Below are 22,327 nucleotides of genomic sequence, written 5' to 3'. Positions count from 1 at the left end.
GCGTTACTTCACCCCGGCCGACTTTAGACAGACAGCCGCAGGCTGCTGGCCGTGTTGTTTACGATTGATTGATGGAATTTGTCATGTCCAGGTTTTCTGCTGACACCCGTTTGGGATATACCCCTGTGCTCGCTGCCTTTTGCGGCGCGCTGCTTGCCCCCCATGTTCAGGCCGATGAACACACCGAGCATGAGCTGACGCCCACCGTGATCACCGCGATCGCCCCCAGCTCACCGCTGACCGTGATCACCAACCCGAAAGACCCACGCCAACCGGTACCCGCCAGCGATGGCGGCGATTACCTCAAGACCATCCCCGGCTTCGCCCTGGTGCGCAATGGCGGCACCAATGGCGACCCGGTGCTGCGCGGCATGTTTGGCTCGCGCCTGAATATCCTCACCAACGGCAGCATGATGCTCGGCGCCTGCCCCGGCCGCATGGACGCGCCTACCTCGTACATCTCACCGGAAACCTACGACAAGCTCACCGTGATCAAAGGCCCGCAGACCGTGCTCTGGGGCCCTGGTGCGTCAGCCGGCACCATCCTGTTCGAGCGCGAGCCAGAACAGTTCGGCGAGCTGGGCACACGCCTCAACGCCAGTGTGCTGGCCGGTTCCAACGGGCGCTTCGACAAAGTCATCGACGCTGCCGCCGGTGGTCCGCTGGGCTACGTGCGGGTGATAGGCAACCAGGCCCACGCCGACGACTACAAGGACGGCAATAACGACACAGTCGCCTCGCGCTACGACAAATGGAACGGCGACGTGGCCGTCGGCTTCACCCCCGACGCCGACACCCTGCTGGAGCTCACCGCCGGCCGTGGCGATGGCGAAGCGCGTTACGCCGGGCGCGGCATGGATGGCTCACAGTTCCTGCGCGAAAGCCTGGGACTGCGTTTCGAAAAATCCAATATCGGCGACGTGCTGGACAAGGTTGAAGCCCAGGTCTACTACAACTACGCCGACCACGTGATGGACAACTACAGCCTGCGCACGCCCTCGGGCACCGGCATGATGGCCGGGCCCATGGCGTCCAACGTCGATCGCCGCACCCTCGGCGCGCGGATCAAGGCCACCTGGCGCTGGGCCGACGTGCAATTGATCAGCGGCCTGGATGCACAGACCAACGAACACCGCCAGCGCAGCAGCATGGGTATCGATACCTACAAGGACCTGCCACGGGTCAAGGACGCCAACTTCCACAACTATGGCGTGTTTGGCGAACTGACTTGGTACGCCGCCGACCGCGACCGCCTGATCACCGGCGCCCGGCTGGACCGCGCGTCGGCCAAGGACTTCAGGCAAACCAGCGGCTCCGGAATGATGAAGCGCCCCAACCCAACCGCCGACGACACGCGTGCCGACACCTTGCCCTCGGGCTTCGTGCGTTATGAGCACGACCTGGCCGACAGCCCCACCACCCTCTACGCAGGGCTGGGCCACTCGGAACGTTTCCCCGATTACTGGGAGCTGTTTTCGCCCAACACCGGTGCGATCGGTTCGGTGAATGCCTTCGACGGCGTGAAGCCGGAGAAAACCACCCAGCTCGACTTCGGCGCGCAGTACAAAGCCGACGATCTTGAAGCCTGGGCTTCGGGTTATATCGGCCGGGTGCAGGACTTCATCCTGTTCGACTACAGGCCCGGGATGATGGGCACCACGTCCCAGGCCCGCAACGTCGACGCGCGCATCATGGGCGGTGAACTGGGCGCGGCGTACAAGCTGACCCAGAACTGGAAGGCCGACGCCACCCTCGCTTACGCCTGGGGCAAGAACAGCAGCGACGGCAAGGCGCTGCCGCAAATGCCGCCGCTGGATGCTCGCCTGGGCCTCACTTACAGCGAGGATGACTGGAGCGCCGGCGCGCTGTGGCGTGTGGTCGCCGCTCAAAACCGCATCGACCAGAACAAGGGCAACGTGGTCGGCAAGGACTACGACAAAAGCAGCGGCTTTGGTGTGTTCTCGCTGAATGCGGCGTATCGCGTCAATAAACACCTCAAGGTCAGCACCGGCGTCGACAACCTGTTCGGCAAGGCCTATGCCGAGCACCTGAACCTGGCCGGCAACGCAGGGTTCGGCTACCCGGCCAGTGACCCGCAAGCCATCAAGGAGCCGGGGCGCACCCTTTGGACCAAGGTCGATATGACCTTCTAAAAACATCGGGGGCAAGCCCCCTCCCACACTTGAAATGCATTCCAACTGTGGGAGGGGGCTTGCCCCCGATGGCGGCCTACCAGACACAAAAAAACCAAAGCCTTGCGGAGCCCAATGATGACCCCTCAAAAGATTTCCTTCTACAACCTGGCCTGGCGCTGGCACTTCTACGCCGGCCTTTTCGTCGCCCCCTTCATGGTGCTGCTGGCCCTGACCGGCATCATCTACCTGTTCAAACCTCAGTTGGACCCGCTGATGTACGGCGACCTGCTCAAGGTCCAGACCGCCGAGCACGCCCTGAGCGCCGACGAGCAACTGCAGCGCGCCAAGGCCGCGTATCCCAAGGCCGCGATCAGCAAATACCTGCCGCCTGCCGACAGCACCAGCAGCGCGCAATTCGTGATGCACAACCAAGGCCGCGAAGTGACCGTCTTCGTCGACCCGTATCGCGGCAACGTCCTCGGCGAGCAGGACGCCAAATACAACCTGCAAGCCATCGCCCGCGCCCTGCATGGCGAGTTGATGATCGGCACCGTCGGCGATCGCCTGGTGGAACTCGCCGCCGGTTGGGGCGTGATGCTGGTGGTGTCGGGCCTGTACCTGTGGTGGCCGCGCGGCAAGTCCTCGGCGGGGGTGTTGTGGCCGCGCTTCAACAGTCGCGGCCGGGTATTCTGGCGCGATATGCACGCGGTCACCGGTTTCTGGGGAGCATCACTGCTGCTGGTGATGCTGCTCAGCGGCATGACCTGGACCGGCTTCTGGGGCAAGCAATACGCTGATGTGTGGAACACCTTCCCGGCGGCGATGTGGAACAACGTGCCGCAGTCCGACCAGCAGGCACGCGTGCTCAATACGGCCAGCCAGCAGACCGTGCCCTGGGCCATGGAAAACACGCCGATGCCGATGTCCGGGGACCATGCCGAACACATGAACCACGGCGCCATGCACTCGGCTCCAGCTGCGCCCACGCTGCGCCTGCAACAAGTGGTCGACCTGGCCACCGCACGCCACGTCGAGCCCGGCTACAGCATCACCTTCCCCACCACCGCTGAAGGCGTGTTCACTGTCGCGGTGTTCGCCAACGACCCGCGCAATGACGCCACCTTGCATGTGGACCAGTACACCGGCAAGGTGCTCGCCGATGTGCGCTGGGAACACTACAACGCGGTCGCACGGGCCACCGAGACCGGTGTGATGCTGCATGAAGGCAAGATGTTCGGCTGGGTCAATCAACTGATCGTGCTGCTGATCTGCCTGATGATTCTGCTCAGCGCCGTCAGCGGCGTGGTGATCTGGTGGAAGCGTCGGCCTCAAGGCGGACTTGGTGTTCCGCCGCTGCGCCATGACTTGCCAAAGTGGAAAACCGCCATGGCGATCATGCTCGCATTGGCGATCATTTTCCCTCTTGTGGGCGCCTCTTTGATCCTCGTGTGGGCGTTGGATCGACTGGTGCTATCACGCCTTTTGGGGCAACGTGAATCCGCCTCAGGTTCAGCATGAAACAGGCGAGATGCCCGGCACAGAGCCGTTCTGTAGCCTTGCGCGGACTTTTTCCGCGCAGCGAATAAGTGTTAACTTATAACACTTTCTGCGTTATCGTTGCTCGCCGCGCCCTGCGGCGAGCACCTCCCCGAGAAGCGATTGATCGACCGATGAACAAGTACCTTGCGTCCGGCCTGTGCCTGCTCGCCCTGCACAACAGCGCCCAGGCCCTGACCCTGCCCGCCAGCCCAATCACCGCGCCTGCGATGGATGACGAACGCGTCGACCTGAACACCCCGACCACCGCCGGCTCGCGCCTGAACCTCAGCGCCCTGCAAACCCCCGGCAGCGTCGAAAGCCAAACCGGTACGCAGATCCGCGAACGTGGCGATGCCAGCGTGCAGGACGCGATTTCCCGCGCTACCGGTATCAGCCGCACCGGCACCCCGGGGGATGGCGGCACTTCGTTATCGGCGCGTGGTTTTACCGGCCAGGGCTCGGTGATGCAGCTGTATGACGGCAACCGCATGTACATGGGCATGGGGACTTCGACATTTCCGGTGGACACTTGGTCGGTGGAGCGCGTGGACGTGCTGCGTGGCCCGGCCTCGGTGCTGTACGGCGAAGGTGCTACCGGCGCGGTGATCAATACCGTGGCCAAAAAGCCCTTTGAAGGCGAGATCGAAAACCACATCCGACTGGGCTACGGCACTTATGATCGCCAGCAACAGGCCCTGGACAGCGGCGGCTCGCTGACTGACACCCTGAGCTATCGCCTGAACCTCAACCGCCTGCACAGCAACGGGTTTATCGACCGTGGCGACTCCAGCAGCGACTTCTTCAGCGGCGCCCTGCGCTGGCAAGCGGCGGACAACCTGAGCTTCACCCTGGCCAGCGACTACGGCGACCAGCGCCCTCAAAACTACTTCGGCACCCCGCTGATCAACGGCCAATTGCACAAGGGCCTGCGCGACAAGAACTACAACGTCAGCAACGACACCCAGCACTACAACGACCAGTGGACGCGCCTGACCAGCGCGTGGCAGATCAACGACAACATCAGCGCCAGGAATGAACTGTACTACCTGAAAAACCAGCGTCGCTGGCAGAACGCCGAGAACTACAACTTCACCAACGGCCAGCTTACCCGCAGCGGCAACTTCGGCATCAAGCACAACCAGGAGCAGGTGGGCGACCGCCAGACCTTTACTTTCAAGCACACCCTGTTCGGTCTCGACAGCCAGACCCTGGCCGGCGTGGAATACAACCGCATCCGCTTCCGCCTGGCCAGCAACTCACCGTTCAACGATGTGTTGGCGGGCGGTCAGCCGATCGACATCCTTCACCCGGCACCCGCCGCGTTCAACAGCCAGAACGCGTTCGCGCCGTTGTTTTCTACCACCACTAAAACGGTCGCCGGCTTCGCGGAAAACCGCCTGCAACTCACCGATAAACTGTCGCTGGTCACCGGAATCCGCCGTGACTACGCCCATGTCGAGCGAGATGATTTGCGCAACGGCGGCCAAACCGACAAGACCCTCACCGGCAATAACGGGAAGGCCGGCCTGGTCTACGCGATCACGCCCGACACCTCGATCTATGGCCAGTACGCTACCAGCACCGACGGCGTCGGTGGCCTGATCTCCCTGAGCCCAGGCCAGCAGCAGTTCGACCTGTCCACCGCCAAGCAGACCGAGATCGGTATCAAGCAAGCCTTCTGGAACCAACGGGGCGAATGGACGCTGGCGGCCTACCACATCGTCAAAAAGAAACTGCTCACCGACGTGCCGGGCGACCCGGACCTCAAGCAACAAGTCGGCCAGCAATCCTCTAGGGGCCTGGAAGCCAGCCTCGCCCTGCAACTGCCGGATGCCTGGCAACTGCAAGCCAACGCGGCCATCGTCCACGCGCAGTACGACGACTTCAAACAGGACGTCGGTGGCGTGCAGGTTTCCCGCGACGGCAACCGCCCGGTGGATGTGCCGCGCCGTACCGCCAACCTGTGGCTGAGCAAGGCCGTGACCGACGATATCCGCGCCGGGGCCGGGGTGCGCTATGTCGACGCACGTTACGCCGACATGGCCAACCAAAATGAGCTACCGAGCTACACCGTGGTCGACGCCACGGTGTCGTGGAAGGCTATGCGCAACACCACCCTGGGCCTGCAACTGAACAACCTGTTCGACCGCACCTACGCCGTCAGCCAATACAACGACGGGCAGCAGTGGATTCTGGGTGAGCCGCGCTCGTTCTTTGTCACTGCGGACTACACCTTCTAACGGTGTTGGACTTGAGAGACTCGATGACTTCGCTAACCCTCACCGACCTCAACTGGTCCCCCACAGGCCACTGCCATCACCAATTCCACCTGCGTGACGCCAACCTGCAGGTTGGTGCAGGGGAGTTTGTAGGGCTCATAGGGCCCAATGGCAGCGGCAAGACCAGCCTGTTGCGCTGTGCGTACCGTTTCAGTAAGCCGGCGCGCGGTGACGTGTTGCTCGACCACCAGAATGTGTGGAAGCAAAGCGCGAAGTGGTGTGCACAACGCGTCGCCGTGGTGCTGCAGGAATTCCCCGAGGCGTTCGGCCTGCGTGTCGATGAAGTGGTCGCCATGGGCCGCACGCCCCACAAGGGGTTGCTCGATGGCGATACGTTGCACGACCAGCAACTGATCCAGCAGGCACTGGAATCGGTCGGCATGCAAGGCTTCGAAGACCACGCCTTCGCCACCCTTTCCGGCGGAGAAAAGCAGCGTGTGATCCTCGCCCGCGCCTTGGCCCAGCAGCCGCAACTGCTGATCCTCGACGAACCGACCAACCACCTCGACCCGCGCTATCAGCTTGAGCTGTTGAAGTTGGTCAAGCGCTTGAACATCGGCACCCTGGCGAGCATTCACGACCTCAACCTGGCTGCCGCATTCTGTGATCGCCTGTACGTGATAGACCACGGGTGCATCGTTGCCAGCGGCACGCCCCATCAAGTGCTGACCGCCGAGTTGCTGCGTGACGTGTTTGACGTGGACGCGTTGATCGACACCCACCCCTTGTCCGGCTACCCCCGAATTACCTGGATAACCCAACCATGATCCTGCGCGCCCTGCTGCCCCTCGCCTTGCTGTTCGGTACTGCACAAGCGCTCGCCGAAGCGACGCATTACCCGGTCACTATCAAGAGCTGCAACCGCGACGTGACCTTCCAGGAAGCGCCGAAGCACGCGGTCAGCCACGACATCAACATGACCCAAATGATGCTCGCCCTGGGCCTCAAACCGCGGATGGCCGGCTACAGCGGCGTCACCGGCTGGAAGTCGGTAACCCCGGAAATGGCCGAGATCCTCGCCGGCCTGCCGGAACTGGCCAGCAAGTACCCTTCGGTGGAAACCCTGCTCAACGCCAACGTGGACTTCTTCTTCGCCGGCTGGGACTACGGCATGCGCGTGGGCGGCGACCTCACGCCGAGCACCCTGCAACCGTTGGGCATCAACGTGTATGAGCTGACCGAGTCCTGCGCTTTCGTGATGAAGCGCCCGGCGGCCACCCTGGAAGACACTTATAACGACCTGCGCAACCTGGGCAAGATCTTCGACGTGCAGGACCGCGCCAGTACCTTGATCGCGCAGATGCAGGCGCAGGTCGACGAGGTGCAAAAACACCTGCCCGCCGACAAACCTCGCGTGTTCCTCTATGACAGCGGTGAAGACCGCGCCATGACCTCCGGGCGCCTGGGTATGCCGCAAGCGCTGATCGACGCCGCCGGTGGGCGCAATATTCTCGATGACATAGATGCCAGCTGGACCCGAGTCAATTGGGAAACCGTGGTGGAGCGCAACCCGCAGGTGATCGTGATCGTCGACTACAGCGAAGTCACCGCCGAACAGAAGCAAGCGTTCCTGATGAACAACCCGGCATTGCAAGCGGTGGACGCGATCAGGAACCAGCGCTTTATCGTGATTCCCTACGTGCAGGCCACGCCGGGCATCGATAACGTGCTCGCAGTGGAGACCCTGGCGAAGGGGTTCCACGGCGAATGATTACGCGTCGCTACGCCTTGCTACTCGCTGCCCTGGGGGCGGTGTTGCTGGTCTCTTGCGTCCTCTCACTGGGCTTTGGCCCGGCGCGGGTGCCGGTAGAGGTGGTGTGGCGAATCGTGTTGTACAAGGCCTTCGGGGTCGGCGAGGTGCATTGGCCGGCCGGGCAGGAACATATCGTCTGGCTGATCCGCGTGCCACGCATGCTGCTGGGGGCGCTGGTCGGCGCCGGGCTGGCGCTGATCGGCGCGGTGTTGCAGGCGGTCACGCGCAACCCACTGGCCGACCCGCACCTGCTGGGCGTGACCTCCGGCGCCACCCTTGGCGCGGTGATCGTGGTGCTGCACGTGGGTGAAGTCATCGGCCTGCTGACCTTGCCCCTCGCTGCCTTCATCGGCGCGCTGCTGAGTATGCTCGTGGTGCTGGCGGTGGCCAGTCGCAATGGCCGGCTGGAGAGTGATCGCCTGCTGCTCTGTGGCGTGGCGGTGTCCTTTGTGATGATGGCGGCGGCCAACCTCTTGCTGTTCATGGGCGACCATCGTGCGGCGTCGGCGGTGATGTTCTGGATGCTCGGCGGCCTGGGCCTGGCGCGCTGGGAACTGCTGGCGGTTCCCTCCGCCACCGTGCTGTTGGGCTTGGGGTTGCTGCTGGGCATGGCGCGGCCCTTGAACGCGTTGATGGCCGGCGAGCAAACGGCTGTCACCTTGGGGCTCAACGCGCGCAACGTGCGGCTGAAGGTGTTCCTGGTCGCCTCCTTGATGACGGGCGTGCTGGTGTCCATCAGCGGCTCCATCGGTTTTGTCGGGCTGATGGTGCCGCACATTGCCCGTCGCCTGGTGGGTGCCGAACATCGCCGTCTGCTGCCGGTGTGCGTGTTGCTCGGCAGCCTGTTCCTGGTGTGGGTGGATGTCGCAGCGCGCACGCTGATCGCCCCCGAGGACTTGCCGATTGGCGTGGCCACGGCGGCGATTGGCGGGCTGTTTTTTATCGGGCTGATGCGCAGGCGCTGACACGTCTTCAGCTGACAGAAGGCCCCCATCACCCTGCTGGTCAGAGTTCGTCTTTGTCTCGACCGTACTGAACAACCTGCGGATCAGGTGCGGCTTGCACGTCCTTGACTTGCCACTCGGCCCCCAGCGTCCCCCGGCGCGTCCAAAAACTGTCGGTTTCCAGAACGGAAAGCTTGCCGGCCTCTCGCAAACCACTGACCAACACAGTGGGCAGAGGTGACGAGTCGACGCTCAGCAAAAGCGTCTCGCCTGCCGTAAAACCCGGCACGTACTTGAGCAGCGCGCCGCCTCGGCACGACAGGTACAGGCTCTCGGCAACCGGACGGTTATTCTTCACGATCGTTATGTAGGAACGCAGATCATCCTTGGAGGCAAAATTCCCCAGCAACTGCAAGTCAAGCGACATCGGGTTACCGACCCTGGGAGCCACTTTGTAAAATGCGTGGACCGCGTTGAGGGTGTAGAGGAACAGCGGATGTACGGACGTGACATCAAGCCCGATACCGCGAAACAAGAACACTGACGAAACCGTACTCTCCCAAAAGGTGCGTTGGTCCAGCACAGGATCAAGCCCCACAAACCCTGGAACACTAGGCGGCACCAGTACCGCTCCAAGGTATTCCTGCCCCATGAACCCACCCAGCTGTTTTTCGGTCCAGCGCGCGGCGTCGTCGGCATGACTGAACAACGGCCCACAGAATGAAAGAAGGTGTGGGTTGTCTGCGAAATCCCAGGGAGTGAGCTTGGGCCGCCACTGCGCCGTTACGGCTTCCTCCCTGGCCCATACGGTGCTCCTGACACGCACGTAAAGTTCGCCCCTGGCCGCGAGCCCCCGCACGTAGTAAGCGACGGTCAAGGACCCATCGAGCAACTTCGGTTCGATGGTTCTCATCTCGGAGTTCAAGGCATACAGCGATTGCGCTCCGTTTTTTCTGAATGAGTACCTGAGCAACGCACCGTCGGCACACAGCAGGTAAAGGGGCAGCACACCGTTTTTGGCCATATTGCTGACAAAATTGACGCCCATCGCCAGAGACGCGGGGGAGAAGAAACAGGTCGCCATTTCATCGCTTGCTGGAGCAATCGCCACCGTGGAGGCACACAAGTACAAGCCATCCAAGGCATAGCCCTGGGGCAACTGACCCTCGACAAACACCTGCTTGAAATCGGAATAATCGGCGCGTACCAACGGCACGGTGGTCATGTAAGCATTACGTTTTACCGACTTGAGCACATACCCGAACTGCACCTGCGCCTGGGGCGATGACAAACGCTGCGCATACCGTACCGCGTCACAGGCTTGGGTAAAGATCGGGCTGCACGGCGCATCGGCAAAAACCTGCTTGATCTCCAGGGCCGGCGCGCGCGTCACGTACGGTACGAACGGCCCACTCAGTGGCCGTGCGAAGCCCCACAGCGCATCGCCCTTGACCACCTGCAAATCGCCGGCCTTGGCCACCTGCGTCACGAAGTCGACTGGCAGCAGGGTGCCGGCGCGCAGTTGTCGTTCAATTTCATTGTCAGCGGCATCCCCCCTGAACAGGTTCAACGGCGCCAACTGCCGTTTGAGTTCCTCCTCTTCAGCGGAACCGCTCAATTGGTAACGCAGGATCAAACCCTCTGGACCAAACAGGTATTCGCGCTTGACGTGAACTTCCCGGCGCAACAGGTTCGACAGCACGTGGGTGGGCAACATGCTCTGGTAGACCGCTTTTTGAGTGACCGACAACAATATCTGCGTCTCTTGCCTGACCACCGACCGGTAACGGGCGACGATGGTACTTCCTGGCGGATACAGCCCTTGCGCAATCGCCGCATCAGGGTAAATCCAATTCAGTGCAAAACCCTGGGGAGGCACCACCAGCGGATCAGTCGCCGCGAAACCACCACCGGGCAGCCGTAGCAGCACACCGCCATAGGTACGATGACGGCCCTCTCCGACAATGGCCGCCGCATACCGAGCAGCATCGTCCGGGTTGGCAAAGGCGGGGCCCACATGTCGCCGGCTCAGGTTTTCGTAGCCGGACCATGTGCGCGGCACCCGCCCTAGTTTGTCCCAGCATTGGCTGGTGCGTACCACGCTGAGTTCACCCGCGTTGGCCCAGTCCCTGACAAACTCTTGCGGCGTTTTTTTACCTGAGGCCAGCGCGACCTCGATCTCTTCGAACGCGTGGTCTACCAGGCCGCCGCTTCCCACGTTGAATGGCAGCGGCAAGTACCTCAACAAGGCTCCCTCTTCAGTTGAAAAGTAGATCGGCAGGTTGTTCCCGTTGTTGTATTTCGCCCCCCTGTGCTTGCTGTCCACAAGCGCACCATACAAAACCATGGGCATCACAAAGTAACGGGTTAACCAGGTGCTTGAAGCGGGTAACCCCACCGGTTGCCACTGCTGCGAACGAAACAATCCGCAGAGTACAAACCCATCCGGAAACCGGTAGCTATTGTCTTCTGTCGCTGCAAACACGCTGTTGAGGTTGAACAGCTTGACGCGCTCATTGACGCCCACCACCTCGCTGGCGAGGTAATGGGCCTTATCCTTGTGCTTGAGAATAAAACCAAAGTAGGCCTGTTCCGCAAGATTGCGGCCATGAACCCTGGCGTGAAGGTCGCGGGCAGCTTCATCGGCGCTGCTGAACACTGCCCCGTAGGTGGCATAGTCGGGCGGGCCGAATCTTGGTGCATAAGCAAAATTGGGGGTCCAGTCGGCGTACACCGGCGAGCGCGGTCCCCACAAAGGGTTGCCCTGAACAATCCGCAAGTCTCCCGCCTCGGCCACGATGACAACCCACTGCGCGGGCTTCATCAGCCCGCTGTCGAGCCGCATCTGGGCCAGGCTGCCGCCAGCCTGTGGCGCCGTGCCGTTCAGCAGCAATGCCTCCTGACTGGACGCGCTGGGCGTGTACGCCAGTAAACAGTCTTCACTCCCCGACAAATACGCCGGACGCTGCTGTTGGATCACGGCGCGGATCTCTTCGACAGTAAAAGCCTGCAGGTTGATTTCGGCCTCTTCACGCGTCCAGCGTCGCTGTGCGACCCATCTCGGCTCGACCATGGACAAGGCCGGGTGAGAACCGTAACGCCCATGGATCATGTAGGGTTCGGGAGGGATCAACGGGTTTAGATCATCCGCTGGAAAAAACAGCGCCGCCGCAAAGGGGTTGGTTCCGGCCTCCATCGGCTCAGTGACGATAAAGCGGCCATCCTCACCCTTGAGGATGTAACCGCCATAAGCGCGGTCGCGCCGCTCGCCGATTTTCTCGTGGGCATACACCGCCGCGTCGGTGGCCGAGAGAAACGCCGGGCTCAGCACCGCCCGATGAACCGGCGCAAGCAGCGGGGATCGACTGTCCACACGACCGGAACGACGCCAGACCTGACCGGAAACCACCACCGACAGGTCCCCTGCCGCCAAGACCCGCCTGACATAGTGACGGGGTGTCAGGGTGCCGGCCCTCATCGCAGCCTGGGCACCGTTGTCATCCAGAACGCCGGGGACGGTTTCGTTGACCAGCTCGGTGACCGTCTGCGCGTCGGGCAATTTAAACCGCAACACCGCATCGTCCTCAGACAACAGGTAGAGCGCCAGGCCACGGGCCTTGTCTTGCAGCTCAAGCGTCGCCCGCGCTTGAGTAATGGCGTCGGTTATTTGTGCCGGAGAGAAGAACAAAGGCTGCAACCAGCTTTCATGGGCAGGAGCGTCGGCTGTAGCGGATGTTGAGCGGCAGTAGATCGCCTCCAGCCGAAAGTTGGAGGGCAGCCTCAGCTTGCCCGGTGCTCGTTCAGGAAATAGCCCTGCTGGAGCAAATCGTAACGGGCCCGGTGGCTCGGGATAGGTCGCAACATAACTGTCGCTTTGGATGTGTTTGAGCACAAAGCCGAATGCTTGCTCGGAGGCTGGCAAAGCAAGCGCGGCCAGTATCGCCAACTCAACGCGTTCAAATACCGGTGTAAAAAACGGCTGTTCCTCTATCACTTGCGTCACTGCCGCGTTGACTTTCCAACCTTGTTTTACCCGCCCGCGTACGCCGCCCCAGCGAGCGTCGGGTACCACCACCCGCAGATCGCCAGCCTCGGCAGCCATCCAGATCAATGACTCCCGATGCTCGGACGCCGGGAATGGTGCCTCGCCAAGAATGCGCTTTCTCAGCAGGACCTCAGTCGCCGAGCCACTGCTCACGTACTTGAGTAACGAGCCCTCGGGGCCGCACAGGTAATGAGCGGGCACCGAACCTCGATGTTCGATGATAAAACTCAGGTCTGCGGGCGAAAAAAAACTGATCATCATCCAGGCATGATCATCGCTGATCCCCGGATTGCTCAGTTTTACCTGTTCGACGTGTGCCGGATGGGAATGGTAGAGCGCCTCGCAGGTGTAACCGCCGGGCGCGATGAAGTTGTCGTCGGCATCGGTAGCCAGCATGATCCGATGATCGAAGGTGAGTTGCTCGCCAGCTATCGGCGTCGTAGCAAAGTAGCGACTGTCTTTTTTTAGGATCGCGCCGCCGTACTCTTTGTCAGCCTCCAGAAGATTGATCCACTCGTGGGCCCATCGAGCCGCATCGTCGGCCGTGATAAAAGGGGGGCCCAGCGTCGGTTGCGGGATCTTGCTGAAGGGACGCCATTGCGGTCCCACTTCCCCGACCTGATCCCAGAGGCGGCTGGTGTCGATGACTGACAGTTGCCCCGCCGCCGCGACCTGCAACACAAAGTCATGGGGGGTCAGCGTGCCAGCCATCAGCGCGGCCTGTTGACCGTTGTCGGTTACCGGACCGCCCGGCGCCTGGGCAAACAGCTGGGATTCGAGCGCCGAGCCAGAAAAGCGGTAGCGCAGCAGCGCTTGATCGCGCATACGAATGTACAGCGTTGTTCCCGCCCTGGGTTGTGGGCTGTAGCGGCGAAACTGCGCGATGTGAGTCGCCAGCTCAAGCGGGCTGATGAAGTTCTGATACAGCCACGATTCCACGGTGGGATATTGCGAGGGCGAGGGCTGAGCATGGAAATAGACACCCTCCACATGAAAGCCAGGAGGCAGCCGCGAAAGCAGGCCCCCACTCGGCCAGCCGCTGAGTTCGGCGAGTTGCGGTTCACAGGTGACGTATCGCCCCTGAACAGCACCTTGCAGAATCAACACGTGCAGCCTGTTCTCAGGCTGGCGCTTGATACGAGTGGCAGCGTGGTTGAGTACTTGGTCCCTGGAGGGAAACACTGGCCCGCAGTTGAGTTGCATGGGGGGCGCCTTGAACGGCTTGTAAGGTTCCCAATCACCAGGAACATCGCCCACCGATCCACCCCATGCAGCGTTGGATAACACAAAGCGTATCGAACCCACCGTAGCCAGCGCTTTGTAAGCGCCCTCCTCTGTGCCTTCAGCGTCGTACACAGAGGTCCATCCGCCCTCTCCGCGAAGCCAGCCCACGCGCTGGTCTTCGGCGTTGGAGAAACGGGTTTGGTACCTGAGCAATTCTCCGTTGGGACCCGACAAATAAGCGAGCGGCAGCTGAACCCCGACGCGATAATTGACGATGATGTCGTCCGTAGAAAAAAAACCCATGAAGGCCTTTACCTGCTGTGGCGACCACGTTGGGTTCGCCCGTTGGGTTCCGGCAAAATCATCGGGGTGCGAATGCAGCGCCCCGACGAGTTTATAGCCCTGAGGCTCTACAAACTGGAAAGTGCTGCCTCTTTCACGCTCAAGTATCAGGTTGAGATCGAAATTCTTTGCCTGCCCCAGAGCCGGCTCAGTCGCCACGTACAACTGATCCGAAAGGCGCTGCATGATCACACTGCCGTACTCGATATCCCGCGTAGTACCGATGCGCTCATGTACATAACGCGCGGCATCATCGGCGCTGATAAACGCCGGCGTCAGTGGGGGGAGCTTGGTGTGACCTGGAGGGATGGCGGCACGCTTGTCGCGGTTTGAATGTTCATCCATGAGTGCACCTGCTAATCAGAATTTGATGAATCAGTCACTGCCAGTGAAGGCCGAACACTGAAGATTCATCATCTTCAAAGGGGGACGCTCCTCAGGGGTGCTACATATTGTTGAAGCACCGCTAAAAACAGGCACCACAACAGCACACCGCCGTGCCCCGCCCCGCAATCAAGCATCACATTGGTGCAAGGCGCCGTTTCCGACGCCTATCCATCCCCGTCCCTCCAAGGCTTTGAGACTTCGGCACACCCCTTGCAATCAGCTCTGCAACGTCCCTCACCTGCCACCCATAAAAAAATACCGGTCACGGAGATCGCACCATGAAGCGTCGCAGCTTGATCAAGGCTTTCACACTCACCGCATCGATTGCCGCCATGGGCATGACCTGGACCGCGCAGGCCGCCGAGACTATCAAGGTCGGCATCTTGCACTCGTTGTCCGGCACCATGGCGATCTCCGAAACCTCGCTCAAAGACATGGCATTGATGACCATCGACGAGATCAACGCCAAGGGCGGGGTGAACGGCAAGATGCTCGAAGCAGTGGTGGTCGACCCCGCGTCAAACTGGCCGCTGTTCGCTGAGAAAAGCCGACAATTGCTGACCCAAGACAAGGTCGCCGTGGTGTTCGGCTGCTGGACCTCGGTGTCGCGTAAATCGGTATTGCCAGTATTCGAAGAACTCAACGGCCTGCTGTTCTACCCGGTGCAATATGAAGGCGAAGAGATGTCGCCAAACGTGTTCTATACCGGTGCAGCGCCGAACCAGCAGGCGATCCCCGCGGTGGAATACCTGATGAGTGAAGAAGGCGGCAGCGCCAAGCGCTTCTTCCTGCTTGGCACCGACTATGTGTACCCGCGCACCACCAACAAGATCCTGCGCGCGTTCCTGCACGCCAAAGGCGTGGCGGATAAAGATATCGAAGAGGTCTACACCCCGTTCGGGCATGCCGACTACCAGACCATCGTCGCCAACATCAAGAAGTTCTCGGCTGGCGGCAAGACCGCGGTGATCTCCACCGTGAACGGCGACTCCAACGTGCCGTTCTACAAAGAACTGGCCAACCAGGGTTTGAAGGCCACCGACGTTCCGGTGGTGGCGTTCTCGGTGGGTGAAGAAGAGCTGCGCGGCATCGACACCAAGCCGCTGGTGGGCAACCTCGCGGCCTGGAACTACTTCCAGTCGGTGGAGAATCCGGTGAACACAAAATTCGTCGCAGACTGGAAAGCCTACGCCAAGAAACACAACCTGCCGGGCGCGGACAAGGCCGTGACCAACGACCCGATGGAAGCCACCTATGTAGGCATCCATATGTGGGCGCAGGCGGCGGAAAAAGCCAAGTCAACCGACGTCGACAAAGTGCGCGAAGCGCTGGCCGGCCAGACTTTCGCCGCACCGTCCGGTTTCACCCTGACCATGGACAAGACCAACCACCACCTGCACAAGCCGGTGATGATCGGCGAGATCCAGGCCGACGGGCAGTTCTCTGTCGTGTGGCAGACCCAGGAGCCGATCCGGGCGCAGCCTTGGAGCCCGTACATCCCTGGCAATGACAAGAAGCCGGATTACGCCGTGAAGAGCAACTGAGCCCCACCGAACCCAGATGTCGGGCGCGGTCAATGTGGGCGCTGGCTTGCCTGCGATGCAAACAACTCGGTGTACCTGACACACCGCAGCGATGCTATCGCAGGCAAGCCAGCTCCCACACAGAGCCAGTACCCACACCGTCCGCGCATGATCAGGACATTTTTTTATGCTCACTGCCCTCTACCGATACATCCTCGCCGCCCTGCTGTTGCTGCCCTTAGGCGCGCACGCCAGCGACGCCGAAGACTTCATCAACGCCAATCCGACGCAACAAGCCAAGCTCCTCCAGGACTGGGCCGCCCAACCTGACCCGGCACGCATCGAGCTGGTGGACGCTCTGCAACAAGGACAACTCATCGTCAACGGTGAAACCAAAACCGTACGCCTGAACAACCGTCTGCGCGGCCTGATCGACAACGTACACGCCAGCCAGCAACTGCTCGCCGCCGACCCCAAGGTGCGCCTGGCTGCCGCACAGACCCTGCAAAAAAGCGCACAACCTGCGCAACTGAAATTCCTCGACCAGCGTGTCGCCGCCGAAACCGACGAAGGTGTCCACACCGCCCTCAGCCTGGCCCTGGCCAACCTGCAACTGGTGGACACCGACCCAGTGGTGCGCCTGGCCGCTGTGCGGTTGCTCGGCAGCACCGGCGACCCGCTGGCGCGCACGCGGCTTGAAGCCTTGCTCGCCCCCGGCGTTGAAACCGATGCCGCCGTGCACACCGCCGCGGAAACCAGCCTGGCCCAGGTCAAACGCAAATTGATGGTCGGTGAAATCCTGGGCCAGGCCTTCAGCGGCATGTCCCTGGGCTCGATTCTGTTGTTGGCAGCCCTGGGCCTGGCAATCACCTTCGGCCTGCTCGGCGTGATCAACATGGCCCACGGCGAGATGCTGATGCTCGGTGCCTACTCCACCTATATGGTGCAGTTGCTCATGCAGCGCTACATGCCACAGGCCATCGAGTTCTACCCGCTGATCGCGCTGCCGGTGGCGTTTTTTGTTACCGCCGCTATCGGCATGGCGTTGGAGCGCACGGTGATCCGTCACCTGTACGGCCGGCCGCTGGAAACCCTGCTGGCCACCTGGGGCATCAGCCTGATGTTGATCCAGTTGGTACGCCTGGTGTTCGGTGCGCAGAACGTCGAGGTGTCCAACCCCGAATGGTTGTCCGGCGGCGTTCAAGTGCTGCCCAACCTGGTGCTGCCGTACAACCGCATCGTGATCATTGCCTTCGCGCTGTGCGTGGTGGTGCTGACCTGGTTGCTGTTGAACAAGACGCGCCTGGGCCTCAACGTGCGCGCCGTCACGCAGAACCGCAACATGGCCGCGTGCTGCGGCGTGCCTACAGGACGCGTGGATATGCTCGCCTTTGGCCTGGGCTCCGGCATCGCCGGGCTGGGCGGCGTGGCACTGAGCCAGATCGGCAACGTCGGCCCGGACCTGGGCCAGAGCTACATCATCGACTCGTTCCTGGTGGTGGTGCTCGGCGGGGTCGGCCAGTTGGCCGGCAGCGTGATGGCGGCGTTCGGTTTAGGCATCGCCAACAAGATTCTCGAACCGCAGATCGGCGCCGTGCTCGGCAAGATTCTGATCCTCGCGCTGATCATTCTGTTTATCCAGAAACGCCCGCAAGGACTCTTCGCACTGAAAGGACGGGTGATCGACTGATGAACCAGCCATTGATGCTTACGGCCGCGCAAAAGGCCGGCCCCAAGGTGACGATTGCCCTCGGCGCGCTGATCCTGATCGTGCTGCTGGCGCTGCCGCTGTTGTCGTTGTTGCCACCGGACAACGCCTTTCATATCTCGGCCTACACCCTGACGCTGGTGGGCAAGATCCTCTGCTATGCAATCGTCGCCCTTGCGTTGGACTTGGTGTGGGGTTATGCAGGCATGCTGTCCCTCGGCCACGGCCTGTTCTTTGCCCTGGGCGGTTATGCCATGGGCATGTACCTGATGCGCCAGGCGTCCGGTGACGAGTTGCCGGCGTTCATGACCTTCTTGTCATGGACCGAGCTGCCCTGGTACTGGGTCGGAACGCAGCACTTCGTCTGGGCCATGTGCCTGGTGGTGTTGGCACCAGGCTTACTGGCGCTGGTGTTTGGTTTCTTCGCCTTCCGTTCGCGGATCAAGGGCGTGTATTTTTCGATCATGACCCAGGCCCTGACCTTTGCCGGAATGCTACTGTTTTTCCGCAACGAGACCGGCTTTGGCGGCAACAACGGCTTCACCAATTTCCGCAGCATCCTCGGCTTCGGTATTACTGAACCAGGCACCCGAGCGGTGCTGTTTGTCGCCACAGTGGCGCTGCTGGTCGCGAGCCTGTTCATCGGCTGGCGCTTGGCACGCAGCAAGTTCGGCCGGGTATTGACCGCCTTGCGTGATGCGGAAAATCGCCTGATGTTCTGCGGCTACGATCCGCGTGGCTTCAAGCTGTTCGTGTGGGTGTTGAGCGCGGTGCTGTGTGGTTTGGCCGGGGCGTTGTATGTGCCGCAAGTTGGCATCATCAACCCCAGCGAAATGTCGCCGACCAACTCGATTGAAGCCGCGGTGTGGGTGGCCTTGGGCGGGCGTGGCACGCTGATCGGCCCGCTGCTCGGCGCCGGAGTAGTCAATGGCATGAAGAGCTGGTTCACCGTGGCTTTTCCGGAATACTGGCTGTTCTTCCTTGGGGCGCTGTTCATCATCGTCACCCTGTACCTGCCCAAGGGCGTCATCGGCCTGCTGAAGAAATGAGGAACGTCATGCTTGAACCTATTTTCGATGCAGGCGCCGGCCGCGATGCCATCGGCCTCGGCCAGGCCGCCGGCAAGGGCCTCGACACCCGCCACGGCACCATCCTGAGCCTGGAAGACATCAGCGTCAGCTTCGATGGTTTCAAGGCGCTCAACAACCTGAACCTTTACATCGGCGTCGGTGAGCTGCGTTGCATCATCGGCCCCAACGGCGCGGGCAAGACCACGCTGATGGACGTGATTACCGGCAAGACCCGGCCCAGCCACGGCACCGCCTGGTTTGGTGAAAACCTGGACCTGACCAGCCTGAGCGAAGTGCAGATCGCCCAGGCCGGCATCGGCCGTAAGTTCCAGAAGCCCACGGTGTTCGAAGCCCTCAGCGTGTTCGAAAACCTGGAACTGGCGCAGAAGACCGACAAGTCGGTGTGGGCCAGCCTGCGTGCACGCTTGAGTGGCGAGCAGAAAGACCGTATCGATGAAGTCCTCGACACCATCCGCCTGACCGCTTCGGCACAGCGCCAAGCGGGGTTGCTGTCCCACGGCCAGAAGCAGTTCCTGGAAATCGGCATGTTGCTGATGCAGGACCCACAACTGTTGCTGCTGGACGAACCGGTGGCGGGCATGACCGACGCGGAAACCGAATTCACCGCCGAACTGTTCAAGCGCCTGGCGGGCAAGCACTCGCTGATGGTGGTGGAACACGACATGGGGTTTGTCGGCTCGATTGCCGATCATGTGACCGTGTTGCACCAAGGCAGCGTACTGGCCGAAGGGTCACTGGAACAGGTGCAGGACAATGAGCGGGTGATCGAGGTTTACCTCGGCCGCTAAGGAGAACCGAACATGCTGCAAGTCGACAAGTTGCACCAGTACTACGGCGGTAGCCACATCCTGCGCGGGCTGTCTTTTGACGTGAAGGTCGGCGAGGTCACCTGCCTGCTCGGCCGTAACGGCGTGGGCAAGACCACCCTGCTCAAATGCCTGATGGGCTTGCTGCCCTCCAAGGAAGGCGCGGTGAACTGGGAAGGCAAGGCCATCACCGGGTTCAAGCCGCACCAACGTGTGCAGGCAGGGATCGCCTACGTGCCACAGGGCCGGGAGATTTTCGGGCGGCTGACGGTGGAAGAAAACCTGCTGATGGGGCTCTCGCGCTTCCCCGGTTCGGAAGCCAAGGAAGTGCCCGCGTTCATCTACGAGCTGTTCCCGGTTTTGCTGCAAATGAAGCACCGCCGTGGCGGCGATCTGTCCGGCGGGCAGCAGCAACAGCTCGCGATCGGTCGGGCGCTGGCCAGCCGCCCACGCCTGCTGATCCTCGATGAGCCCACGGAGGGCATCCAGCCGTCGGTGATCAAGGAGATCGGCGCGGTGATCAAGAAGCTCGCGGAGCGCGGTGATATGGCGATCCTGCTGGTGGAGCAGTTCTACGACTTTGCCGCCGAGTTGGCCGACCACTACCTGGTGATGTCCCGTGGTGAGATCGTGCAGCAAGGCCGAGGTGAAAATATGGAAAGCGAAGGTGTACGCGGCTTGGTAACCATCTAATCTGTAGCCTCCTAACGATAAGCACTCTGCCATGAACCTGCCCGTTACTCCTGCGCTGTTCACCCCCAGCTGGCATGCCGAGCTGGAGCTCGGCTATGCGCGTTTCGGCGACACCACGCGGCCAGTGATGCGTCGCCACCTCGGCCCCTTGCGCGTGCAAAAGCACCTGTATGCCGAAGGCCCCGAGGTGTGCCAGCACATCATTGTGCACCCGCCCGGCGGCATTGCCGGCGGTGATCGCCTGGACATCAGCGCCCATGTCGGCGCAGGTGCCTGGGCGCAACTGACCAGCCCCGGCGCCGCCAAGTGGTATCGCGCCAAGGGTCCTGCGTTTCAGCAGTTGGACCTTACCGTGGAAGCCGGCGCTACGCTGGAATGGCTGCCCCAGGAAACCATCGTATTCAGTGCCGCCCAGGCTGAACTCACCACGCGCATCGAGCTGCACGGCGATGCACGCCTGTTCTACTGGGACGTGGTCGCCCTCGGCCGCCCCGCCAGTGGCGAGCGCTTTGACCAGGGCCACTTTCAATCCCACTTGGATATCCGCCGCGACGGCCAATTGCTCTGGCATGAACGCCAGCGCATTGTGGGTGCCGACGGTTTGCTCGACTCTCCCATCGGCCTGGACGGGCAACCGGTGTTTGCCACGTTGCTGCTGACGGCTGATATCGACCCTGAGTTACTCGACACCTGCCGCGCCCTGCCCCACGCGGTGCGCGGCGACCTGACCCAACTGCCAGGCTTGCTGGTCGCCCGTTGCCTGGCCAGCGAAGCGCTGCTGGCGCGAGGTTGGTTGATTGATCTATGGAAACTGCTACGCCCAGCCGTACTTGAACGCGCAGCTGTTCCACCCCGAATCTGGAGCACATGAAGATCAAAATGTGGGAGCGGGCTTGCTCGCGAAAGCGGCGGATCAGAAACAGATGCATTGACTGACGCACTGCATTCACGAGCAAGCCGGCTCCCACATAAACCCATTCAACATTGATCTCTGGTGTTTTTAAGCATGCAATTTATGAAGGACCTTGAACCATGGACCTGACCCCACGGGAAAAAGACAAACTGCTGATCTTCACCGCAGGCTTGGTGGCCGAGCGTCGCCTCGCACGCGGCGTGAAGCTCAACTACCCGGAAACCATCGCCTACATCTCCGCCGCCCTGATGGAAGGTGCCCGCGACGGCCGCACCGTGGCCGACCTGATGCACTTTGGCACCACGCTGCTCAGCCGCGAACAAGTGATGGAAGGCATCCCCGAAATGATCCCGGATATCCAGGTGGAAGCCACTTTCCCCGACGGCACCAAGCTGGTCACCGTCCACCAGCCGATTGCGTGAGGCCTGATGATGATTCGTGACGCGACCCAAAATGATTTGCCGGCGATCCGCGATATCTACAACGACGCAGTGCTGAACACGACCGCGATCTGGAACGAACAACCGGCGGACCTGGGCAACCGCCAGGCGTGGTTCAGTGCGCGACATGCCCTGGGCTATCCGATCCTGGTATCGGTAGAAAACGGTGAAGTCACTGGTTACGCCTCGTTTGGCGATTGGCGGCCGTTCGAAGGTTTTCGCTACAGCGTCGAGCACTCGGTGTACGTGCGCAGCGACCAACGCGGCAAGGGCCTGGGCCCGTTACTGATGGAGGCGTTGATCGAGCGTGCACGCGCTTGCGGCAAACACGTGATGGTCGCCGCCATCGAGAGCGGCAACCAGGCCTCGATCCGACTGCATGAGCGCCAGGGATTCATCACCACCGGGCAGATGCCCCAAGTGGGTATCAAGTTCGGCCGCTGGCTGGACCTGACCTTCATGCAACTGGCGTTGAATCCGGGCGCCGAACCGCCCAAGGAGTGAC

General features: G+C 61.5%; 15 protein-coding genes. 14 read left to right on the top strand and 1 reads right to left on the bottom strand.

Annotated elements, in window-relative coordinates; translation table 11 throughout:
* The first annotated feature begins 83 nt into the window (after positions 1-83).
* The 6 genes from PF1751_RS02850 to PF1751_RS02825 all read left to right on the top strand — a co-directional run bounded on the left by PF1751_RS02850 (position 84) and on the right by PF1751_RS02825 (position 8,671).
* Complete coding sequence (locus PF1751_RS02850) at positions 84-2,153, top strand: TonB-dependent copper receptor (protein WP_044286568.1); 2,070 nt, start codon at positions 84-86, stop codon at positions 2,151-2,153.
* A gap of 117 nt (positions 2,154-2,270) precedes the next feature.
* Complete coding sequence (locus PF1751_RS02845; RefSeq protein ID WP_042570881.1) at positions 2,271-3,653, top strand: PepSY-associated TM helix domain-containing protein; 1,383 nt, start codon at positions 2,271-2,273, stop codon at positions 3,651-3,653.
* A gap of 152 nt (positions 3,654-3,805) precedes the next feature.
* Positions 3,806-5,914, top strand: a complete 2,109-nt coding sequence (locus PF1751_RS02840; RefSeq protein WP_038452618.1) for a TonB-dependent receptor — start codon at positions 3,806-3,808, stop codon at positions 5,912-5,914.
* 23 nt (positions 5,915-5,937) lie between these two features.
* Positions 5,938-6,720, top strand: coding sequence for an ABC transporter ATP-binding protein (locus PF1751_RS02835; RefSeq protein ID WP_044286567.1), 783 nt, complete (start codon positions 5,938-5,940; stop codon positions 6,718-6,720).
* Complete coding sequence (locus tag PF1751_RS02830) at positions 6,717-7,664, top strand: ABC transporter substrate-binding protein (RefSeq protein ID WP_010213522.1); 948 nt, start codon at positions 6,717-6,719, stop codon at positions 7,662-7,664. The genes PF1751_RS02835 and PF1751_RS02830 overlap by 4 nt, the downstream gene beginning before the upstream one ends.
* A complete protein-coding gene (locus PF1751_RS02825) occupies positions 7,661-8,671 on the top strand; it encodes a FecCD family ABC transporter permease (RefSeq protein ID WP_044286566.1) in 1,011 nt (336 codons plus the stop codon). Before PF1751_RS02830 ends, PF1751_RS02825 begins: the two co-directional genes overlap by 4 nt.
* A 40-nt stretch (positions 8,672-8,711) precedes the next feature.
* On the opposite strand, the gene PF1751_RS02820 is transcribed toward PF1751_RS02825, so the two are convergent.
* Complete coding sequence (locus tag PF1751_RS02820; RefSeq protein ID WP_080923179.1) at positions 8,712-14,606, bottom strand: DUF4329 domain-containing protein; 5,895 nt, start codon at positions 14,604-14,606, stop codon at positions 8,712-8,714.
* Positions 14,607-14,926: 320 nt separating this feature from the next.
* Here PF1751_RS02820 and urtA point away from each other — a divergent pair, with 320 nt between their 5' ends.
* The 8 genes from urtA to PF1751_RS02780 all read left to right on the top strand — a co-directional run bounded on the left by urtA (position 14,927) and on the right by PF1751_RS02780 (position 22,326).
* Positions 14,927-16,192, top strand: coding sequence for an urea ABC transporter substrate-binding protein (gene urtA, locus PF1751_RS02815; RefSeq protein WP_042570877.1), 1,266 nt, complete (start codon positions 14,927-14,929; stop codon positions 16,190-16,192).
* A 166-nt stretch (positions 16,193-16,358) separates the two neighbouring features.
* Positions 16,359-17,861, top strand: a complete 1,503-nt coding sequence (gene urtB / locus PF1751_RS02810) for an urea ABC transporter permease subunit UrtB (protein WP_044286565.1) — start codon at positions 16,359-16,361, stop codon at positions 17,859-17,861.
* Positions 17,861-18,928 (top strand): urea ABC transporter permease subunit UrtC, encoded by a 1,068-nt coding sequence (urtC, locus tag PF1751_RS02805; RefSeq protein ID WP_010213530.1) that lies wholly within the window; start codon positions 17,861-17,863, stop codon positions 18,926-18,928. The genes urtB and urtC overlap by 1 nt, the downstream gene beginning before the upstream one ends.
* Positions 18,925-19,758 carry an urea ABC transporter ATP-binding protein UrtD gene (gene urtD, locus PF1751_RS02800; RefSeq protein WP_029529256.1) on the top strand — a complete coding sequence of 278 codons (834 nt, stop codon included), beginning with the start codon at positions 18,925-18,927 and terminating at the stop codon, positions 19,756-19,758. Before urtC ends, urtD begins: the two co-directional genes overlap by 4 nt.
* 12 nt (positions 19,759-19,770) lie before the next feature.
* Positions 19,771-20,469: an urea ABC transporter ATP-binding subunit UrtE gene (urtE, locus tag PF1751_RS02795; RefSeq protein ID WP_010213533.1), complete on the top strand. Its 699-nt coding sequence runs from the start codon at positions 19,771-19,773 to the stop codon at positions 20,467-20,469.
* Positions 20,470-20,500: 31 nt separating this feature from the next.
* Positions 20,501-21,340 (top strand): urease accessory protein UreD, encoded by an 840-nt coding sequence (locus tag PF1751_RS02790; RefSeq protein ID WP_010213534.1) that lies wholly within the window; start codon positions 20,501-20,503, stop codon positions 21,338-21,340.
* A 161-nt stretch (positions 21,341-21,501) separates the two neighbouring features.
* Entirely contained in the window at positions 21,502-21,804 is a 303-nt protein-coding gene (locus PF1751_RS02785) for an urease subunit gamma (RefSeq protein WP_010213535.1), read from the top strand.
* Between the two features lie 9 nt (positions 21,805-21,813).
* Positions 21,814-22,326, top strand: a complete 513-nt coding sequence (locus tag PF1751_RS02780; protein WP_010213536.1) for a GNAT family N-acetyltransferase — start codon at positions 21,814-21,816, stop codon at positions 22,324-22,326.
* The last annotated feature ends 1 nt before the right edge of the window (position 22,327 follow it).

The organism is Pseudomonas simiae, from assembly GCF_000934565.1.
GTDB classification, from domain to species: Bacteria; Pseudomonadota; Gammaproteobacteria; order Pseudomonadales; family Pseudomonadaceae; genus Aquipseudomonas; species Aquipseudomonas simiae.
The sequence above is the reverse complement of the archived record's forward strand: the minus strand, read 5'-3'. Positions and strand labels throughout refer to the sequence as shown.

What these genes read in the sequence shown, in the direction of transcription:
- PF1751_RS02850 (WP_044286568.1), top strand. Translation starts at nt 84, where the DNA reads ATGTCCAGGTTTTCTGCTGACACCCGTTTGGGATATACCCCTGTGCTC.
- PF1751_RS02845 (WP_042570881.1), top strand. Translation starts at nt 2,271, where the DNA reads ATGACCCCTCAAAAGATTTCCTTCTACAACCTGGCCTGGCGCTGGCAC.
- PF1751_RS02840 (WP_038452618.1), top strand. Translation starts at nt 3,806, where the DNA reads ATGAACAAGTACCTTGCGTCCGGCCTGTGCCTGCTCGCCCTGCACAAC.
- PF1751_RS02835 (WP_044286567.1), top strand. Translation starts at nt 5,938, where the DNA reads ATGACTTCGCTAACCCTCACCGACCTCAACTGGTCCCCCACAGGCCAC.
- PF1751_RS02830 (WP_010213522.1), top strand. Translation starts at nt 6,717, where the DNA reads ATGATCCTGCGCGCCCTGCTGCCCCTCGCCTTGCTGTTCGGTACTGCA.
- PF1751_RS02825 (WP_044286566.1), top strand. Translation starts at nt 7,661, where the DNA reads ATGATTACGCGTCGCTACGCCTTGCTACTCGCTGCCCTGGGGGCGGTG.
- PF1751_RS02820 (WP_080923179.1), bottom strand. Translation starts at nt 14,606, where the DNA reads ATGGATGAACATTCAAACCGCGACAAGCGTGCCGCCATCCCTCCAGGT.
- urtA (WP_042570877.1), top strand. Translation starts at nt 14,927, where the DNA reads ATGAAGCGTCGCAGCTTGATCAAGGCTTTCACACTCACCGCATCGATT.
- urtB (WP_044286565.1), top strand. Translation starts at nt 16,359, where the DNA reads ATGCTCACTGCCCTCTACCGATACATCCTCGCCGCCCTGCTGTTGCTG.
- urtC (WP_010213530.1), top strand. Translation starts at nt 17,861, where the DNA reads ATGAACCAGCCATTGATGCTTACGGCCGCGCAAAAGGCCGGCCCCAAG.
- urtD (WP_029529256.1), top strand. Translation starts at nt 18,925, where the DNA reads ATGAGGAACGTCATGCTTGAACCTATTTTCGATGCAGGCGCCGGCCGC.
- urtE (WP_010213533.1), top strand. Translation starts at nt 19,771, where the DNA reads ATGCTGCAAGTCGACAAGTTGCACCAGTACTACGGCGGTAGCCACATC.
- PF1751_RS02790 (WP_010213534.1), top strand. Translation starts at nt 20,501, where the DNA reads ATGAACCTGCCCGTTACTCCTGCGCTGTTCACCCCCAGCTGGCATGCC.
- PF1751_RS02785 (WP_010213535.1), top strand. Translation starts at nt 21,502, where the DNA reads ATGGACCTGACCCCACGGGAAAAAGACAAACTGCTGATCTTCACCGCA.
- PF1751_RS02780 (WP_010213536.1), top strand. Translation starts at nt 21,814, where the DNA reads ATGATTCGTGACGCGACCCAAAATGATTTGCCGGCGATCCGCGATATC.